Source organism: Collinsella sp. LCP21S3_C7 (genome assembly GCF_052118485.1).
In the GTDB taxonomy this organism is placed as follows: domain Bacteria; phylum Actinomycetota; class Coriobacteriia; order Coriobacteriales; family Coriobacteriaceae; genus Collinsella.
The window spans coordinates 1-582 of sequence record NZ_JBQKHC010000063.1 but is presented as its reverse complement, the minus strand read 5'-3'; the positions used below and the strand labels follow the sequence as shown (position 1 = coordinate 582).

Below are 582 nucleotides of genomic sequence, written 5' to 3'. Positions count from 1 at the left end.
GAGCCGCCGAGCGGCCTTCCGCATAGGTCCTCGATGTCTGCGTCCAGGCTCGAGGCGATGGCGCTCACCTGGTCCTTCGAGAGCCTGGAGACGCCCATCTTCTCGGCCACCCTCTGCACCTTGCGGGTGCTCGTGCCCGTGGCGTACATCTCGGCGACGGCGGCAACGAGGGCGCGGTCGACGCGCTGGTAGCGCTCGAGCACGTCCTCCGGGAAGAAGCTGCCGGAGCGCAGCTTGGGGATGCGCAGCGTCAGCGTGCCGACGCAGGTGGCGAGCGACCTCTCGCGGTAGCCGTTTCGGCTGTTCGCCCCGCCACCGCAGAGCTGGTCGGCCTCGGCGTCCATCACGGCGTTCACGACCTGCTCGGCGAGTCTGCGAAGCAGCTCCTGCATATCGATGGCGCCGTCGTCGAAACGGGGCACAGCGAGCATGTCCGGCGTCGGGTCTGATAAGATTTCCATAGCGGTCTTCGTCCTTTCCTAGAACCTGTTGTTGTGGTGATTTCAGATTCTAGGACGAAGGCCGTTCTTCGTTAAACGAGCGCTAGGGTGTCACCCTTACACCAACATTTTCGACGCGATC

General features: G+C 64.1%; 1 protein-coding gene. It reads right to left on the bottom strand.

From position 1 onward, the window contains the following. The coding region (locus tag ACTQ1E_RS08880) for a transposase (protein WP_441565901.1) at positions 1-461 on the bottom strand (461 nt) is incomplete at its 3' end. Between the last annotated feature and the right edge of the window lie 121 nt (positions 462-582).